Below are 16,461 nucleotides of genomic sequence, written 5' to 3' on the forward strand. Positions count from 1 at the left end.
TCCCCTTCTTCACCCCTCTCCCCGCAGCACGCCGCCCGCGGACACCGGCCCGGACCAGTGCCGGTGACTCCGCACACCTTCAGACGGTCAGGAGATCCAGATATGCCCGTTTCTGCCCCCCGCCAGTCGGTCGAGCTTCCCGGCTCGCCCACCGCCTGGCCGCCCGTGCACGAGACCGGTCGCCGTCCCCGCCGCACCCTCCCGGCGTTCCTGCGCCTCGGCCCGGGCGAACGCGAGGTGGTGTGGCTGTACCTGCTGACCCGCGTCGGCATCTGGGCCACTGCGGGTGCCGTCAGCTGGCTGTTCCCCTCCGACGGCGAGGCCCGCCGGCCCGCCTCGCTGCTTTCGCCCTGGCAGCAATGGGACTGGTGGCACTACCTCCACATAGCCCAGGAGGGCTACTTCCCCGACCGGGCGGGACCCTGGACGGCCGGCTGGGACAACCGGGAGGCCTTTCTGCCCGGCTTCCCCCTCACCCTGCGCGCCGTCCACACCGTGGTTCCCGACTGGGCCGCGGCCGGAGCGCTGGTCTCGTTCCTCTCGGGAGGCGTCGCCGTGCTGGCCCTCGCCCGGATCGCCCGCCATCACCTGGCCGACCTCGAAACGGGCCGCCGTGCGGTGGCCTTCCTGTTGCTCTCGCCGTGCGCCGTGTTCCTCGCCGCGGGCTACACCGAGGCGCTCTTCCTCGCCCTGGCCCTGCCCGCCTGGCTGGCGGCGCAGCGCCAGAACTGGCCGGCGGCGGCGGTACTGGCCTGCCTGGCCTGCTCGGTCCGCATCACGGGCCTGTTCCTCGCGGCGGCCCTCGCCCTGCACTTCGTCCTCACCGCCCGCGACCGCACCGCCTGGCGCGCGGCTCCGTGGCTCTTCCTGCCGGCCCTCGCCCCCGCCCTCTACAGCTGGTACCTGCACAGCTGGACCGGCGACTGGATGGCCTGGAAGCACTCCCAGGAACGCGGCTGGTACCGGGACTTCCACGCACCGTGGGAAGCCTGGGCGAACACCTGGGAAGCCGGCTTCCACCACACCCACCCCACCGGGTACGCGCTGATGTGGCAGGCCGAACTCCTGGCGATGGTGGTCGGCGTCGTGCTCCTGGTCCTGCTGCTGCTGGGCCGCCGCTGGCCCGAAGCCCTCTACATGGGACTCACCCTGTGGGCCCTGGGCACCTCCTACTGGTACACGTCCGTGCCCCGCTCCACGCTCCTGTGGTGGCCGCTGTGGATCGGCCTGGCCTCCTGGAGCCTGAAGCGCCCCCGGATCCAGACCGCCTACCTCTACGTCGTGACCCCCCTGTCCACCGCGGTCGCCATCACCTTCCTGACGGGCCGCTGGGCCGGCTAGGCGGCCCGAGCCCCGTCGTCGAGGTGGCGTCGACTGGCCGGTCGCGCAGGGTGGGCGTTCCATCGAAGGGTGGGCCTCGTCCCGAGGGGCTCTTCGCCGCAGGAGATCGCCATGACCGGAGTGAGGACCGCGCACCCGGGCCGCGCCCGGACGGCGCTGCTGTGCGCCACCGCGCTCCTCGGCACGGTCCTGCCGGCCGGTGGCGCGTGGGCGGCGACCGGGGCGGGGGCCGCGACCGCGTCGTGCGTGGCGTCTCCCCAGCCCTCGGGCGGCGAGGCGAAGCAGATCCTGGACATCGCGAAGGCGGCGCAGAAGGAGCTGGACCTGAACGCCGTCGTCCTGCGGGTCACGCGCGACGGGCGGGAGATCGTCACCGGAGCACTCGGCGAGTCGATGACGGGGGTCCCGGCCACGGCGGACATGCACTTCCGGGCCGGGTCGGTGGCCATCGTCTACATGGGCATCGCCATGCTGCAACTCGTCGAGGACGGCAAGGCCGACCTCGACGACCCGATCTCGCGCTGGCTCCCGGACGCGCCGCACGCCGACGCGATCACCCTGCGCATGCTCGGCGCCTCCACCTCGGGCCTGCGCGACTACGTGCCGGACCCGAAGTTCCTCGCGGCCCTGTACGCCGACCCGTTCCGCCAGTGGACCCCCGACGAACTCGTGGGCATCTCCGCCGCCCACCCGCTGCTGTACGAGCCGGGGACGAGCTGGAGCTACTCCCACGCGAACTTCGTGCTCCTCGGGCAGGCCCTGGAGAAGATCTCCGGCATGCCGCTGGCCAAGGTGATGGAGCAGCAGATCACGGGGCCCGTCGGACTGGACAACACCCGCAACAGCTTCACGCCCCAGATCGAGGAGCCCGTCCTGCACTCGTTCGACGCGGAGCGCGGCAAGTACGAGGAGTCCACCTACTGGAACCCCTCCTGGACCACCGCCCCCGGAGCGGTCCTGAACACCCGCATCTGCGACCTGGCCCGCTCGGCCGAGGCCGTGGGTACGGGTGAGCTCCTGTCGCCGCAGAGTTTCAAGGTCCAGCTCGATCCGGGCACGGTGGGCCTCGGCGGCAACACCCCCGGCTGCGCACCCAAGGACTGCTTCCGCCAGCTTCCCGCCCGGCACTTCGGCTACGGCGTGATCGTCCAGAACGGCTGGATCCAGTCGAACCCGTCCTTCGCGGGCTACGCGGCGATCCAGGCGTACCTCCCGAGCGAGCGCCTGGCCATCGCGGTGTCCACCACGGTCGGCCCCAAGAGCCCCGAGAACAACACGGCGCAGACCATCGCCGCCCGGATCGCCGCCGTCCTGGCCCCCGAGAACTCCCTGACGGGATGACGGCGTCGCCCCGCACGGACGCACCGGACCGGACGGGAACCCGGTCAATCACCCGAGACCTCCAGTTCCCGCACCATCCGGGCCACCGCTTCACCGCGGAGCGCGTTGTCCCCGTACGGGTCCACGTCCGCAAGGGCGGGCACGCGGCCCGGGCTTCCGGCGCGTCCGAGCCTCGGACACCCCACGCCGAAGTTCGATGACGAGCGTCACAGCGCCACTTCCTCGCATCGCCGTCATGACGGGACCGTCTCGTCCCAGCACAGGCGCAGTCGTTCCCGCAGGTCCGGAACGGATGCCGGCGCGCAGGACATGACGATCACGAGCCTACTGAGGTCGAGTCCGTCGAACCGCCGCGTGAAGGACCATCGCCGGCCTGCCCGCAGAAGGGTCCTGAAGAGCAGTTGCTGTGTGTCGACATCGTCCGGCAGGACCTCATCCGCAGCCTCGACGATGAATACGTAGCGGTCCGCGGGCAGCAGCCAGTGCAGATCGCACAGGCAGTCGAGGAGGGCGTTCCAGTTCCACCCGAAGTAGTCCGGCAGCTTCAGTCGTTCGTAGAACTGCAGGAAGACCGCGTCGGTGTCCCGCATCTCACGGCCGTCGAGGCGCACCACGTACGTCCTGCCGGTCGCGGGTAGCAACAGGTCGACCGGCAGAGCGCCTTGCTCCGGAACGACGTGCACCCAGGGCACGGTGTGCACACCGCCACCTCCCCAGCTGTTCCGGCGTCGCCTCCACCATATCCGGCAGCTCACACTCGCGTTGAGCGGGAGCCGGGCCGGTCGTCCCCGGCGGCGCGTGCGGCATCATCGGGATCATGACTCATCCCTCCCTGCCGACCACCGAGTCGGCCGTCGCCGCGATACGGGCCGTCGCGGACGAGTACCGGCTGGCCGTGTCCGTCACCGACGACATCGGCGCCGACCAGACGTCGCGGCGGACCTCCTCGGCCCCGTTCGCCGTCCTCGACCCCGACGGATCCCTGCCCCACGAGGCGTTCGTCGAACTGGGCGGCAGCCCGACCGTCAGCGTGCGGATCTACCCCGAGGACGATGCGAAGATCACCGTCGACGGGGTGGAGTTCGAGGACGTCCCCCGGGACTCCGTCCCCGCGTTCCTGAGGTCCGTCTACAGCGGACTGGCGTTCGTGAAGGGGCGGTTCTTCCCGCCGGGCTACTGGCTCTCCGTCCCCCTGCCCGGTGACGAGACGTACCGGGAGAAGGTCGGGGGCCCCTCGCTCACGCCCTGGCTCTCCGGCCGCGTCCGCAGCTAGGCACCGGCGGACGGCCTAGAGCAGGCCGTGGTCGCGGGCGTAGATGGCGGCGTGCGTGCGGTCGCGCAGGCCCAGGCGGGACAGCACGCGGGAGATGTGGTTCTTGACCGTGCCCTCGCTGAGGAAGATACGGCCCGCGATCTCACGGTTGGTGGAGCCGGTGGCGATCAGGCGCAGTACGTCGGTCTCCCGCTCGGTGAGCGCCGAGAGGGCGGGGGCAGGGGCCGGGGCCGGGGCCGGGGCCGCCGGGCGGGAGAGTCCGGCCGCGAGCCTGCGGGCCACCGCGGCATCGAGCTGGGCCACGCCCGCGCGTGCCAGGCGTACGGCGGCGGCCAGTTCGGCCGAGGGCAGGTTCTTCAGCAGGTAGCCGATGGCGCCCGCCCCCAGGGCCCGGCCGACGTACTCGTCGTCGTCGAAGGTCGTCAGCACGATCACCTTGCAGTGGGGGCGCGGTCGGCCAGTTCGGCGACGGCGGTCACCCCGTCCATGACGGGCATCCTGACGTCCATGAGGACCACGTCCGGGTGGTGGGCCACGGCCGCCTCGACGGCCTGCCGGCCGGCCGCCACGGCCCGCCGGACCACCTCCGAACCGTCGCCGGACCACCGGACCACGGCGGAACCGGACCAACGTACCGGGGCCCGTTCCCCGTAGGCTGCACGCCTGCGCCGAACGGGCCCCCGCCCGGTCACCGGGCGCGCATACTCGGAGCATGGCCGACACCACCACCGTCGAGGTCGACACCGATGTGCACGACCGCCTCTCCGTGCTCGCCGCGGACCGCGGACTGAGCCTGCGCGCGTACCTCGCCGAACTCGCCACCGCCCAGGAGAACGAGGCCGCGCTCGCCCGGGCCGCGCTCGCATTCGAGAGGGCCCTGGAGCGGCCCGGCTTCCGCGAGGGCTTCGCACGTGACTTCGGCCGGCTGGCGTCGCGCGACTGAAGCGGGTGCGGTCCCGCGGACGCCGTTGGGGCGCCCGCGGGACCGCCGACGGGCCGGTTCCACGAAACGTACCTATGCTCGGAGAAGGGGCTGCACCGAGCCCTGGAGGACGGCTGTCATGACCGAGGCGAGCGATGCGGCCCAGGCGGACCGCACTCTGAAGGCCCGGCACCGCGCGATGTGGGCGCTGGGCGACTACCAGTCGGTGGCCTCCCACGTCATTCCGGATCTGGGGGCCGTGCTCGTGAAGGAGTGCGGCGTACAGCGCGGCGACCGGGTGCTCGACATCGCGGCGGGCTCGGGCAACGCCGCCATCCCGGCGGCCCTGGCCGGGGCCGACGTGGTGGCGTCCGACCTCACTCCCGAACTGCTGGAGATCGGCCGGCACCTGGCCGCCGTACGCGGGGCCACGCTGGAGTGGCGGGAGGCGGACGCCGAGCACCTGCCCTTCGCCGACGGCGAGTTCGACGTCGTGATGTCCTGCGTCGGCATCATGTTCGCCCCGCACCACCGGCCCGCCGCCGAGGAGATGCTGCGCGTCTGCCGCTCCGGCGGCACGGTCGGGCTGATCAACTGGACCCCGCAGGGCTTCGTGGGCCGGATGTTCGCCACGATGAAGCCGTACGCTCCCCCGCCGCCGCCCGGCGCCCAGCCGCCCCCGCTGTGGGGGGAGGAGGAACACGTGCACGAGCTGCTCGGCGACGCGGTCACGGACGTGGACTCCCGGCGCCGGACGGTGCGCGTGGACCGCTTCACGGGGCCCACGGACTTCCGGGAGTTCTTCAAGGCCTGCTACGGGCCCACCGTCGCCGTCTACCGCGCCGTCGCCGGCGAACCGGACCGGGTGGCCGAGCTGGACGCCGCGCTCGACGCCCTGGCCGCCGAGCACATGGTGGACGGGGCCATGGAGTGGGAGTACCTGCTGCTGTCGGCCCACCGCCGGAGCTGAACGCCACCGGAGCCGAACACCGCCGGAGTTACCCGCCACCCGCCCCCGCGACGCACCACCGGTCAGTCGAACACCGGATGCACCTCCGGGTGGGCGTCCCACCACACCTTGTGGAAGGGGTTGTTGTCCACATTGGCCAGGTACGCGCGCGCCGCGGCCCGGTAGAGCAGTTCTGCCTGCCCGGCCGAGAGCGCCGCACGGCTCCACGCGAGGCGGATGCGGCCGATGATGGGGGTGCCGACGAGCGGGCGCATCACCGTGCCCTCCCCCGACGGGGCCGTCGGCTGGCTGAGCGCGACCGCGCGTCCCGCTGCGATCAGGTCGTGCTGCATCTTTCGGTCGGTGATCCGGTAGCGCAGTGAGGGGCTGAATCCGGCCTTCGCGCAGGCGGTGACGAGCGCCTCGGGGCCGCCGTCGTCGTCCTCCACCAGCGTCATCCACGACTCCCCGGCCAGGTCGGCCAGTTCGATGCGGTCCAGACCCGCGAGGGGGTGCGCGGCGGACAGCCGGATGCAGAACGGCTCCTTCGGGATCAGCGTCCTGGCCAGGGTTCCTTCCGGCAGCGGCACCTCGTGGCCGTTGACCTCCCCGTACACGATGGCGTCGTAGCGTCCGGCGCCGAGCATCCGCGCCAGTACGGTGACCGAATCCTCCAGGTCCACGGCTATCTCCCGGCCTGACATGGACAGGTCGGTCTGGGCGAGGAGGCCGTCGAGCAGCACGAGCATGATGCAGCCCAGCCGCAGCGGGCCGCCGGTCGATATGGCGCGCGCCTCCGCTCCCAGAGCGTCCATCTCGCTGAGCACCCGACGCGCCTTGGCCAGCACGAACTGGCCCAGTGCCGTGGGCTCCACCCCGCTGCGGCCCCGTACGAAGAGCTCGCCCCCGGTGACCCGTTCGATGCGGCGCAACTGGGCGGAGAGTGCGGGCTGGGACACTCCCAGCCGCCGCGCCGCGCCCCCCAGGCTGCCCGCCTCCGCTATCCGGCAAACGGCTTGCAGATGCCTCAACTCCAGCTGCATCCGGGCAGCGTACGAGTCGGGCCGCCGCGGCACCATAACGCGGACCTTATGCCCCTCGAGATGTCCCAATCTCGTCATGTTCACGCTCATACTCAGCCGCGAACGACACTCATCCCCGACCCCCCACGATCGGAGTGGACGTTGCATCCCAGCAGATGGACGGCGGCCGTGGCAGCGATGGCGCTGACCGCGAGCCTCGCCGGCGCTCTGGCCGGGACGGCATCGGCGGCGCAGCCGGCCCAGCCCTCCCCGTCCCAGAAGGACACACCGGCCGCACGTGCGGTCGCGGCCGCCGACCAGGCCGTCGACAGCGGCCTGGACTCCCTGGTCAACTCCTCCCAGGAACAGTACGAACGACGTCTCGTCACCCCTTGGGTGAAGGACCTCTACTCCGTCTCGTACGAGCGCAGTTACCGCGGCCTGCCGGTCGTCGGCGGCGACGCGGTCGTGCTCGCGGACGGCACCGGCAAGGTGCGCGCCCTCCAGTCCGCCTCCTCCGTGCGCATCGACGTCTCCACCCGGGCGTCGGTCTCCGCGAAGGACGCCGAGTCGACCTCGCGGGCGAAGCTGGCCTCGGTCGACAAGGTCGAGAGCAGCCGGCTCGTGGTCCGCCTCAAGGACGACAAGCCGGTGCTGGCATGGGAGACCGTGCTGGTCGGCCGGACCAAGACCGCGCCCAGCAGGCTGCACGTCTTCGTGGACGCGCGGACGGGCGCCTTCGTCGACAGCTACGACGAGGTGGTCGCGGGCACCGGCAACAGCAAGTGGAACGGGCCGGGCCCGGTCACCATCGACACCACCAACTCGGGCTCCACGTACACGTTGCGCGACCCGGTCCGGACCGGCCTGAGCTGCGCGGACTACAGCACCGGTACGGTCTTCTCCAAGTCCTCCGACTCCTGGGGCACCGGCAACCCCACGAGCAAGGAGACCGGCTGCGTCGACCTGATGTTCGCGGCGCAGAAGCAGTGGGACATGCTCTCCCAGTGGCTGGGCCGCAACGGCGTCAGCGGCAACGGCCGCAGCTTCCCCGCCAAGGTGGGCCTGAGCGACCTCAACGCCTACTGGGACGGCAGCTCCGTCACCATCGGGCGCAACAGCGCCAACGAGTGGATCGCCGGGATCGACGTGGTGGCCCACGAGTACGGGCACGCCATCGACTCCAACACCCCGGGCGGCACCAGCGGCCAGGAGTCCGGGCTCGGCGAGGGCACCGGCGACATCTTCGGCGCGCTCACCGAGGCCTTCGCCAACGAGCCGGCCCCGTACGACACCCCGGACTACACGGTCGGCGAGGTCATCAACCTACAGGGCCGGGGCCCGATCCGGAACATGTACAATCCGCCGGCCGTCAACAACGACCCGGCCTGCTACAGCTCCGCGATACCCGGCACCGAGGTGCACGCGGCGGCCGGCCCCCTGAACCACTGGTTCTACCTGCTGGCCGAGGGCACCAGCCCCGGCGGCGGCAAGCCCAACAGCAGCACCTGCAACGGCACCTCGCTCACCGGTGTGGGCGTGCAGAACGCCGGCAAGATCTTCTACGGCGGCATGCTGCTCAAGACCAGCAGCATGTCCTACAAGAAGTACCGGACGGCGACGCTGAGTTCGGCCAAGTCGCTGGACGCCACCTGTGACCTCTTCAACAAGACCAAGGCCGCCTGGGACGGCATCAGCGTGCCCGCCCAGACCGCCGATCCGACCTGCACCCCGAGCGGTCAGAACAACGACTTCTCGATGTCGCTGAGCCCGTCCTCGGGCACCGTCCAGCAGGGCGCTTCCGTCACCACCACGGTCGGCACCACGGTCACCACGGGCAACGCCCAGTCGGTGACGCTGACCGCCTCCGGCCTGCCGGCCGGCGTGAGCGCCTCCTTCAACCCGGCCACCGTGCAGTCCGGCCAGTCCTCGGTGCTCACCCTGACCGCCACGGCCAACGCGGCTCCCGGTGCGTCCACGGTCGTCGTCAAGGGTCAGGGCGCGGCCCTCTCCCACACGGTCGACTACGCGCTCAACGTCGGCGGGACCCAGCCCGGCAACGACCCGCCGGACATCGACGTCGCCAACGTGCAGGCGCACCTGACCCAGTTCAACACCATCGCGAGCCAGAACGGCGGCCACCGCCGCGCGGGCAGCGCCGGCTACACCCAGTCGCTGGCGTACGTGAAGGGCAAGCTGCAGGCGGCCGGTTACACCGTCACCGAGCAGAACTGCACCTCCTGCACCTACCCTTCGAACAACCTGATCGCCGACTGGCCGGGCGGCCCCGCCGACCAGACCGTCATGTTCGGCGCGCACCTCGACAGCGTCTCGGCCGGCCCCGGCATCAACGACAACGGCTCGGGCTCCGCGACGCTGCTGGAGAACGCCCTCGTCCTCGCCCAGAAGAACCCGACGATGACCAAGCACGTGCGCTTCGCCTGGTGGACCGACGAGGAGCAGGGCCTCAACGGCTCCGAGTTCTACGTCAACCAGCTGAGCAGCGCCCAGCGCAGCGCCATCAAGGGCTACTACAACTTCGACATGGTGGGCTCCACCAACGGCGGCTACTTCATCAACAACGTCAACTCCACCACCGCGGCCCCGCTGAAGTCGTACTGGACCTCCCTGAACCTTGCGCCCGAGGAGAACACCGAGGGCCAGGGCCGCAGCGACGACTACTCCTTCCAGCAGGCCGGCATCCCCACCTCCGGCTACGCGGCCGGGGCCAGCGCCCGCAAGACCTCGGCGCAGGCCACGAAGTGGGGCGGCACGGCCAACGCCGCCTACGACTCCTGCTACCACAGCTCCTGCGACACCACGAACAACATCAACGCCACGGTGCTGAACCGCAGCGCCGACGGCGTCGCCTACGCCGTCTGGAAGCAGGCGGTCGGCGGTGAGACCCCCGCGCAGGACTTCTCCATCGGCGTCAGCCCGTCCGCGGGCAGCGCGGCCCCCGGCGGTTCCGCTTCCGCCACGGTCAACACCGCCACCGTGAGCGGCGCCGCCCAGACCGTCGCGCTCTCCGTCTCCGGCGCGCCGGCCGGTGTCACCGCGACGCTCAGCCCGACATCCGTCCAGTCCGGCAGCTCCTCGGCGCTGTCCCTCCAGGTCGGCGCGAGCACCGCGCCCGGCACCTACACCTTGACGGTCACCGGTGCCGGCACCGTCAGCCACACCACCACCTACACGCTCACCGTCACCGGTGGCGGCTCCTGCACACCGCGCCAGCTCGTGGTCAACGGCGGCTTCGAGAACGGCTCCAGTCCGTGGAGCGCGACCGCCGGTGTCATCACCAACCAGTCCGGCCAGACCCCGCACGGCGGCAGCTACAAGGCATGGCTGACCGGGTACGGGTCCACGCACACGGACAGCGCCGCGCAGACGCTGGCCATCCCGTCGGGCTGCTCCACGTACCGGCTCGGCTTCTTCCTCCACATCGACACGGACGAGGACGAGGACGTCGTCTACGACCGGTTCACCGTCTCGGTGGCCGGCCAGACCTTGGAGACCCTCTCCAACCTGAACGCCAACTCCGGCTACGTGGAGAAGTCCTACGACCTCTCGCAGTTCGCCGGGCAGACCGTGACCCTGAAGTTCAACGGCACGGAGGACCAGTCCCTGCAGACCTCCTTCGTCGTGGACGACGTCACCCTCCAGGTGAGCTGACGCCCGCCTGACCGCTCGATCGCCCGAAGCCCGGCCCGGTCCCCGCAGCGCGGAGGCCGGGCCGGGTCCGTTCGTTGCGCTACGGCGCCCCGGCGGCCCGTGTGGCCCGCCCGCCCCGCGCGGCGCCTGCCGCGGCCACGGACCAGCCCGCCACCCACAACGCGCCGACCACCAGCGCCGCGACGGCCGTCGGCAGGTGGGGAGGCCTGTCCCCCAGGCCCGGGGCCAACCCGGCCGCCCGGGCGCCGAAGCCCATCACCCCGGCCCCGACCATCGCGACGCCCAGCCAGGAGACGCCGACCACGGACCGTCGCAGCCAGCGGGCGACCGGCGGGCGGACCAGCAGCAGGGACACGACCGCCATGAGCAGGCCGAGGCCGGCATTGCCCAGCTGGGCGGCCGTGACGTCGGCGACCTGGTCGTAGGCCTCCGGCGGGGCGGGGAAGCCCGGCATGCCCAGCTCGCCGTCCCGCGCGAGGTCCACCTTGCTCACGGTGTAGGCGAGCGCTCCGGCACAGGCGGTGAGCGCGGCGCCCAGTTGCCTTCTCGGTGATCGGGTCATGGCCTCATCCTGCTGGCCGGGACACCGCCGCCGCTTCCTCCCCGCGTACCGTCCGCCTCCCCCGCCCGGGGGAGCCACGGCCCTCGTCCGGGAGGACGCTCCCTACGGCATCAGCTGGTACTCGGGGAAGTTGCCGGGCAGCCGTTCGCCGCCCAGGCCGTCCGTGACGGCGTGCACGAGCAGTTCACCGCCGACGAACGCGCCGCGCCAGGAGCCGCCGAACCCGCCGAAGAGCTCCTCGCGGTCGCCGCGCGAGCGGGGCTTGCCGTGGCCGAGTTTGAAGGCCCGGATCTGCGGGGCGAGCCGGGCGAAGGTGGCCGGATCGTCGGTGGACAGGGTCGCGACGAGGGCGCCGCCCGAGGCGTTCATCGCGGCGAGCAGCTCCGCCTCGGTGTCGACGAGGACGATGGTGTCGACGGGCCCGAAGGGTTCCGCGTGGTAGAGCGGGGAGGAGGCCGGCGGGCTGAGCAGCGTGAGCGGGGCCATGTACGCGGAGGTGTCCTGGCCCTCCAGGAAGCGGGCCGGGTCCAGCGTGCCGCGGTAGAGCGGTACGGCGCCCCGCTCGATGGCCTCGGCGGCGTGGTCGGTGAGCTCCTTGGCCTTGGCCGCGTTGATGAGGGGGCCGAAGTCCAGCTCGGGCAGCGGGTCTTCGGGGTGCGCGACGGCGAGCGGGTGGCCGGTCCGGATGGCGGAGACGGCCGGCAGGTAGGCGGCGAGGAAGGCGTCGAAGGCGGTGCGCTGGACGACGAAGCGCGGGTAGGCGGTGCAGCGCTGCTTGCCGTAGTCGAAGAGTTTGGGGATGACGGCCGTCAGCGCGGACCAGTCGGTGTGCTCCCAGATGCCCCAGGTGTTGAGGCCCTCCTGCTCCAGGATGTGGCGTTTGCCGAGGTCGGTGACGGCGGTGGCGATCCGTGCTCCGGTGTCGCGGCCGCCGACGAAGGAGACGCAGCCGATCTCCGGGGAGCGTACGAGGGCCTCGGACAGTTCGGCCCCGCTGCCGCTGACCAGGGTGACGGGGATGCCCTCGCGGCGGATCAGCGCGCCGGCGAGGGTGAGGCAGGCGAGACCTCCGTCGGTGGGGGTCTTCGCGATGACCGCGTTGCCCGCGAGGGCCTGCACGAGCATGGCGTGGACCAGCACGGACATGGGGTAGTTCCAGCTCGCGATGTTGGAGACGGGCCCGGCGAGCGGGGAGCGGCCCTCGGTCATGGCCTCGATGTGCTCCACGTACCAGCGGACGCCGTCCACGGCCCGGTCCACATCGGCCTGGGCGAGGTGCCAGGGCTTGCCGATCTCCCAGACCAGCAGGAGGGACAGCAGTTCCCGGTGCTCGGTGAGGGCGTCGAGGGCGGCGGTGACCCGGGCCCGCCGTTCGGCCAGCGGGACGTGCCGCCAGGCGCGGTGCTCGTCGAGGCAGGCCCGTACGGCCGCACCGGCGGTCTCCGGGTCGATCCGCGGCGGGCCGGCGACGGGGCTGCCGTCGACCGGGCTGGTGGCGGGCAGGCTGCGGCCGTCGGGCTGCCAGGAGCCGGCCCAGAGGTTGAGGACGCGGTCGTCGCGGAAGGCCTCGGGGGCGGCGGTCAGGGACCGCCGCCACGCGTCGGACCAGGCCGTACCGGGCTTGAGGGCGAGGGTGGGTGCCATCTGTGGTTCTCCGCTCAGGGGGTGGGCGGGGCAGGGAGGTGGCTCGCGTACGGCGGCCCTTCGCACGGGGGCGGCCGCACATCGAGGCTACGGGGCATCACCGCGACCGTACGTACCGTGGGTGCGAAATGGCCGGTGCCGGCTCCGGGCGGCGCGTCGCCCGGACCTGCTCGCGAGGTCCGGATCCCGCGCCTCGAACACCTCCTCAGCGCTTGCCGCGGCCCCGCTCGGGAGCGATCATGGCGACCAGCCCGTAGTCCAGCTCGGCGCCGTCGACCAGCAGGGCCTCGACCGTGCGCGTGGTCGGGTCGATGTCGGCCTCCACGCCCTGCCCGCGGTAGCGGGGATAGCCCGAGGCACCCGTCTCGCCGGTCGCCTCGACCGTGGCCGCCCGCAGGGCCCGGTCCGCGGGGGACTCGCCGCGCAGGTTCTCGATGTGCCCGGGCACCAGCAAGATCTCAAAGCTCTGCGGCTCTGTGCTCATGGACCGAAGCTACCGGATGAGGTGCCCCGGAGCGGGCGTGCACACGCGCCGCCTCGTAGGCTCTGCGGGACCCCCCACGCAGATGAAGAGGAATGACATGAGCGGCGACACCCCCGGCAGGATCCTCCTCGTGGCGAAGGAGACCACCCTCCGGGGCCTGCTGGAGCGCCTCCTCGTGGCCCGCGGGTTCACCGTGGTCGACGGCGGGACCGGGGCGGACACCGTCTCCCTGCTGGGCAGCGCCGGCCCGATCTCCCTGGTGATCTGCGAGCGCACCGGGCCGGGCCTGGACGAGGTGGCGCTGTTCGAGGAGATCCGCCGGCACCCCGAACACGGGCGGGTGCCGATCCTCGCGCTGCCGCCCGCGGATCCCGAGTGCACGGTGCGCGCGCTGGAGGCCGGTGTGAGCGACTGTCTCGCGAAGCCGTTCCATCCCGCGGAGTTCGTGGCCCGTGTCGAGCGGCTGGCCCGGCCGACCGCGGCCTGATTCCGCTCTTCGGCCTCCGGCCGGTCGTCCGGATCCGGCCGGTCCGGGCCGGGCAGCACGATTGGCCGGACATCGCCCTGGTCCGGGCCGCCCGGGGTTCCTACGATTCGGGCACCCGGTCTTCACCGATCGGGAATTGTCAGGGACATGCCCAAGTTCCCCTTCCTGGGCCTGCCCCGTTCCACCCTGCACACCGGTCTGTGACGACCCGGCCCCGCTCTGGCCGGCCGCACCCCCCACCCACCGGCACTCAGGCACCCCCGCCTGCGCGCCGCCCGGTACCGAAGCAGTGGATCGGAGAACCATGTCCGGCGGATTCCTCGTGAGCGGCGCGATCGGCGCCCTGCTCACCGCCACCCTGCCCACGCACGCCACCCCCTCCACGATCGTGAACCCGCCGCCCGACCGCATCGTGATCGAAGTCGCCACGGTCAACGGATCCGGGTGCCCCAAGGACACCGCACAGATCGCCGTGTCCCAGGACAACACCGCCTTCACCGTGACCTACAGCCAGTACCTGGCCCAGGTCGGCGGCGGCGCCCCGCCCACCGCAGCGCGCAAGAACTGCCAGCTCAGCCTGATCGTGCACGTGCCCCACGGCTTCACCTACGCGATCGCCAGCGCCGACTACCGCGGCTACGCCTCGCTCGCGTCGGGCGCCAAGGCCACCGAGAAGGCCTCGTACTACTTCCAGGGCTCGCCGGACACCGCGGCGCGCACGCACAACTTCAGCGGCCCCCAGGAGGACAACTGGCAGGCCACCGACGTGACCGACTGGGCCCAACTGGTCTGGGCGCCGTGCGGGGTGCAGCGGAACTTCAACATCAACACCGAACTGCGCGTGATCAGAGGCACCTCGTCCCCCTCGTCGACCAGCTACATGACGATGGACTCCACCGACGGCAGCATCAACACCGTCTACCACCTGGCCTGGAGGGAGTGCCCCGGCAAGTGATCCGCCCCGCCCCCGCTGCGCGTGCGCGCGGCGGGGGCGGTTGCCGCGGGCGCGCACCAGTCGGGCGGTGAGACCGGTGCGGGCCCGCACGGAGTTCGCCGCGCGCAGTGGACGCACGTCGCGGCGGCGGGATCCGTTCGGCTTCGCCGGACCGGCGTGGCCGCACATGGCTGGTGCGGGTTCGAGCAGGGCATGCCTTCCATGGGAGTCGCGACTCACGAGGGGGCGGGCCGATGACGGCCGATACCGGGCTCGGGCAGGGACGTACGGGAAGGGGCGCCGGCGTCATACTGCGACTGGCTTCCGTGGCTGCCGGCGTGGCGATCGCCGCTGCCTTGGCCGTCGACTTCCGGCTGACCGGTTCGGCAGGCCGGCAGGTACTGGTGGTGGCGCTCATGGCCGTCTTCGTCGGCGCAGGCGCATGGGCGGCGTCGAGCCTGACGGCCCTGCTGCTGCGCCCGTCCCTGCGGCGGGCCCGGGAGGTCCTCATGGAGGAGCCCGACTTCTGGGGCTCGGACCGGGAGTTCTTCGCCCCGGTGCGGCGCCTGATGTTCCTCGGCGTGCTGCAGACCCTGGTGAGCTCGTCGGTCCTGCTCACCGCGTACCCGTTCGCCCTCTGGGCCGGCGCACGGATCTGCGGCGCCGCGGGTCTGTCCGCGCAGCTGGCCGGACTGTGGCCGGTCTTCGTCTCGGGGCTGCTGGTGGCGGCCGTTGCCACCACGGTCAGCACCTTCTTCGCCCTGTTCCGCCGCCGTACCAGCCGCGCGGCTGCGCGTTCGCTGGCCGCCGTACTGCTCAATGCCGCCGGACTCGCGCTCGCCTCGCTCGTGCTGGACGGCCTCCGGCTCGACCCTGCACCGGGGTGGCGGCAGGCGCTCGCCCTCTGTGCCGTCGCGTCCCTCTTCATGCTGCCGCGCATCACGCTGTCCCTGCCCGTACCGGGATTCGCCTCGCTCGTGCTCGTCGCCTACCACTGCCTGGTGCTGTGGCTGATCTGTACGGCCTCCGCGTTCATGGAACCCCGTCTGCATGCCGACGGCTTCTGGGCGCTGGCGGGAGCCGCCGCGATCATGTGGGCGATCGAGTGGCCCGCGCGCCTGGCCGTCCGGCGCGTACGGGGAGCCCCCGCTCAGCCGGCGCCCGTCCTGCCCGATCCGTTCCCGCCGGATCACGGGTTCCCCTCCGGCCCGCTGTACTGAGGTCCCCCTCGACCCGGCGGAAGGGCACCGCCCCCGGGGCGCACCGGCCCCGGGCGCGGGCTCAGCCTGAACACGGTTACGGTCACAGTCACGCCCGAGCCGTCCCTGAGGCGCAGGAAGGACACAACCCGCGGTAGGTGACCTCGACCGCGGACACGGTGAAGCCGAACCGCTCCTCCGGCGGCAGCTCGGCCGGCGTGCCGGCCGCATGCACGTCGCGGATGGTGCCGCAGCCCGTGCACACCAAGTGCTGGTGCGCGTGGTGCGCGTTGGGGTCGAAGCGCTTGACCCGGCCCTGTACGGAGACCTCCACCACCTCCCCCATCGCGACCAGCTCGCCCAGGGTGTTGTAGACGGTCGCCCGGGCGATCTCGGGCAGCCGCTGCGCCGCGCGGGCGTGCACCTCGTCCGCCGTGAGGTGCACGTGATCTCCGTCGAGGACCTCCACGACGACACGCCGCTGGGACGTCATCCGCCAGCCGCGCCCCCGAAGTCGCTCCAGCAGGTCACTCATATCGGCTCACCTTTTCGGCTCGGCGGGACAGCAGAACGTTAGCGATATCGATCAGGGCCCGGCGGGAAGCGGAACCGTCGGGCCGTGACACCGATC

Annotated in this window: 17 protein-coding genes; 9 read left to right on the forward strand and 8 right to left on the reverse strand. The window is 72.0% G+C overall.

What is annotated here, in order from left to right; genetic code table 11:
• Nucleotides 1–102 precede the first annotated feature (102 nt).
• Together OG386_RS03965 and OG386_RS03970 are read left to right on the forward strand one after the other, a co-directional pair.
• A complete protein-coding gene (locus OG386_RS03965; protein WP_328786760.1) occupies nt 103–1,341 on the forward strand; it encodes a mannosyltransferase family protein in 1,239 nt (412 codons plus the stop codon).
• Nucleotides 1,342–1,452: 111 nt separating this feature from the next.
• Nucleotides 1,453–2,682, forward strand: coding sequence for a serine hydrolase domain-containing protein (locus tag OG386_RS03970; RefSeq protein ID WP_328786761.1), 1,230 nt, complete (start codon nt 1,453–1,455; stop codon nt 2,680–2,682).
• Nucleotides 2,683–2,915: 233 nt separating this feature from the next.
• On the opposite strand, the gene OG386_RS03975 is transcribed toward OG386_RS03970, so the two are convergent.
• Entirely contained in the window at nt 2,916–3,383 is a 468-nt protein-coding gene (locus tag OG386_RS03975) for a barstar family protein (RefSeq protein WP_328786762.1), read from the reverse strand.
• A gap of 116 nt (nt 3,384–3,499) precedes the next feature.
• On the opposite strand from OG386_RS03975, the gene OG386_RS03980 reads away from it, so the two are divergent.
• Nucleotides 3,500–3,955, forward strand: a complete 456-nt coding sequence (locus OG386_RS03980) for a hypothetical protein (RefSeq protein WP_328786763.1) — start codon at nt 3,500–3,502, stop codon at nt 3,953–3,955.
• Nucleotides 3,956–3,970: 15 nt separating this feature from the next.
• Here the strand turns inward: OG386_RS03980 and OG386_RS03985 are convergent, their stop codons facing one another.
• Both OG386_RS03985 and OG386_RS03990 read right to left on the reverse strand, forming a co-directional pair.
• Complete coding sequence (locus OG386_RS03985; RefSeq protein WP_328786764.1) at nt 3,971–4,384, reverse strand: response regulator transcription factor; 414 nt, start codon at nt 4,382–4,384, stop codon at nt 3,971–3,973.
• Between the two features lie 2 nt (nt 4,385–4,386).
• Nucleotides 4,387–4,569, reverse strand: coding sequence for a response regulator (locus tag OG386_RS03990; RefSeq protein WP_328786765.1), 183 nt, complete (start codon nt 4,567–4,569; stop codon nt 4,387–4,389).
• Between the two features lie 98 nt (nt 4,570–4,667).
• Here OG386_RS03990 and OG386_RS03995 point away from each other — a divergent pair, with 98 nt between their 5' ends.
• Together OG386_RS03995 and OG386_RS04000 are read left to right on the forward strand one after the other, a co-directional pair.
• Nucleotides 4,668–4,898 carry an antitoxin MazE7 gene (locus tag OG386_RS03995; protein ID WP_266607882.1) on the forward strand — a complete coding sequence of 77 codons (231 nt, stop codon included), beginning with the start codon at nt 4,668–4,670 and terminating at the stop codon, nt 4,896–4,898.
• Between the two features lie 118 nt (nt 4,899–5,016).
• Complete coding sequence (locus OG386_RS04000; RefSeq protein ID WP_328786766.1) at nt 5,017–5,847, forward strand: class I SAM-dependent methyltransferase; 831 nt, start codon at nt 5,017–5,019, stop codon at nt 5,845–5,847.
• Nucleotides 5,848–5,909: 62 nt separating this feature from the next.
• Here the strand turns inward: OG386_RS04000 and OG386_RS04005 are convergent, their stop codons facing one another.
• Entirely contained in the window at nt 5,910–6,869 is a 960-nt protein-coding gene (locus tag OG386_RS04005) for a LysR family transcriptional regulator (protein ID WP_327380958.1), read from the reverse strand.
• A gap of 177 nt (nt 6,870–7,046) precedes the next feature.
• Here OG386_RS04005 and OG386_RS04010 point away from each other — a divergent pair, with 177 nt between their 5' ends.
• Nucleotides 7,047–10,520, forward strand: coding sequence for a M28 family peptidase (locus OG386_RS04010; RefSeq protein ID WP_328793160.1), 3,474 nt, complete (start codon nt 7,047–7,049; stop codon nt 10,518–10,520).
• Nucleotides 10,521–10,599: 79 nt separating this feature from the next.
• On the opposite strand, the gene OG386_RS04015 is transcribed toward OG386_RS04010, so the two are convergent.
• The 3 genes from OG386_RS04015 to OG386_RS04025 form a co-directional block, all read right to left on the reverse strand.
• Nucleotides 10,600–11,082, reverse strand: coding sequence for a hypothetical protein (locus OG386_RS04015; RefSeq protein WP_328786767.1), 483 nt, complete (start codon nt 11,080–11,082; stop codon nt 10,600–10,602).
• A gap of 102 nt (nt 11,083–11,184) precedes the next feature.
• Nucleotides 11,185–12,726, reverse strand: a complete 1,542-nt coding sequence (locus OG386_RS04020; RefSeq protein WP_328786768.1) for an aldehyde dehydrogenase family protein — start codon at nt 12,724–12,726, stop codon at nt 11,185–11,187.
• A gap of 205 nt (nt 12,727–12,931) precedes the next feature.
• Nucleotides 12,932–13,210 (reverse strand): hypothetical protein, encoded by a 279-nt coding sequence (locus tag OG386_RS04025; protein WP_328786769.1) that lies wholly within the window; start codon nt 13,208–13,210, stop codon nt 12,932–12,934.
• Between the two features lie 97 nt (nt 13,211–13,307).
• On the opposite strand from OG386_RS04025, the gene OG386_RS04030 reads away from it, so the two are divergent.
• The 3 genes from OG386_RS04030 to OG386_RS04040 all read left to right on the forward strand — a co-directional run bounded on the left by OG386_RS04030 (nt 13,308) and on the right by OG386_RS04040 (nt 15,851).
• Nucleotides 13,308–13,697 (forward strand): response regulator, encoded by a 390-nt coding sequence (locus OG386_RS04030; RefSeq protein ID WP_327380962.1) that lies wholly within the window; start codon nt 13,308–13,310, stop codon nt 13,695–13,697.
• A 304-nt stretch (nt 13,698–14,001) separates the two neighbouring features.
• A complete protein-coding gene (locus OG386_RS04035) occupies nt 14,002–14,652 on the forward strand; it encodes a DUF4360 domain-containing protein (protein WP_328786770.1) in 651 nt (216 codons plus the stop codon).
• Between the two features lie 305 nt (nt 14,653–14,957).
• Nucleotides 14,958–15,851: a hypothetical protein gene (locus OG386_RS04040; protein ID WP_328786771.1), complete on the forward strand. Its 894-nt coding sequence runs from the start codon at nt 14,958–14,960 to the stop codon at nt 15,849–15,851.
• An 88-nt stretch (nt 15,852–15,939) separates the two neighbouring features.
• Here the strand turns inward: OG386_RS04040 and OG386_RS04045 are convergent, their stop codons facing one another.
• The gene (locus OG386_RS04045; RefSeq protein WP_328786772.1) at nt 15,940–16,365 is read right to left on the reverse strand and encodes a Fur family transcriptional regulator; all 426 of its coding nucleotides are present in this window, start codon (nt 16,363–16,365) and stop codon (nt 15,940–15,942) included.
• Nucleotides 16,366–16,461 lie beyond the last annotated feature (96 nt).

The organism is Streptomyces sp. NBC_00273, assembly GCF_036178145.1.
In the GTDB taxonomy this organism is placed as follows: Bacteria; Actinomycetota; Actinomycetes; order Streptomycetales; family Streptomycetaceae; genus Streptomyces.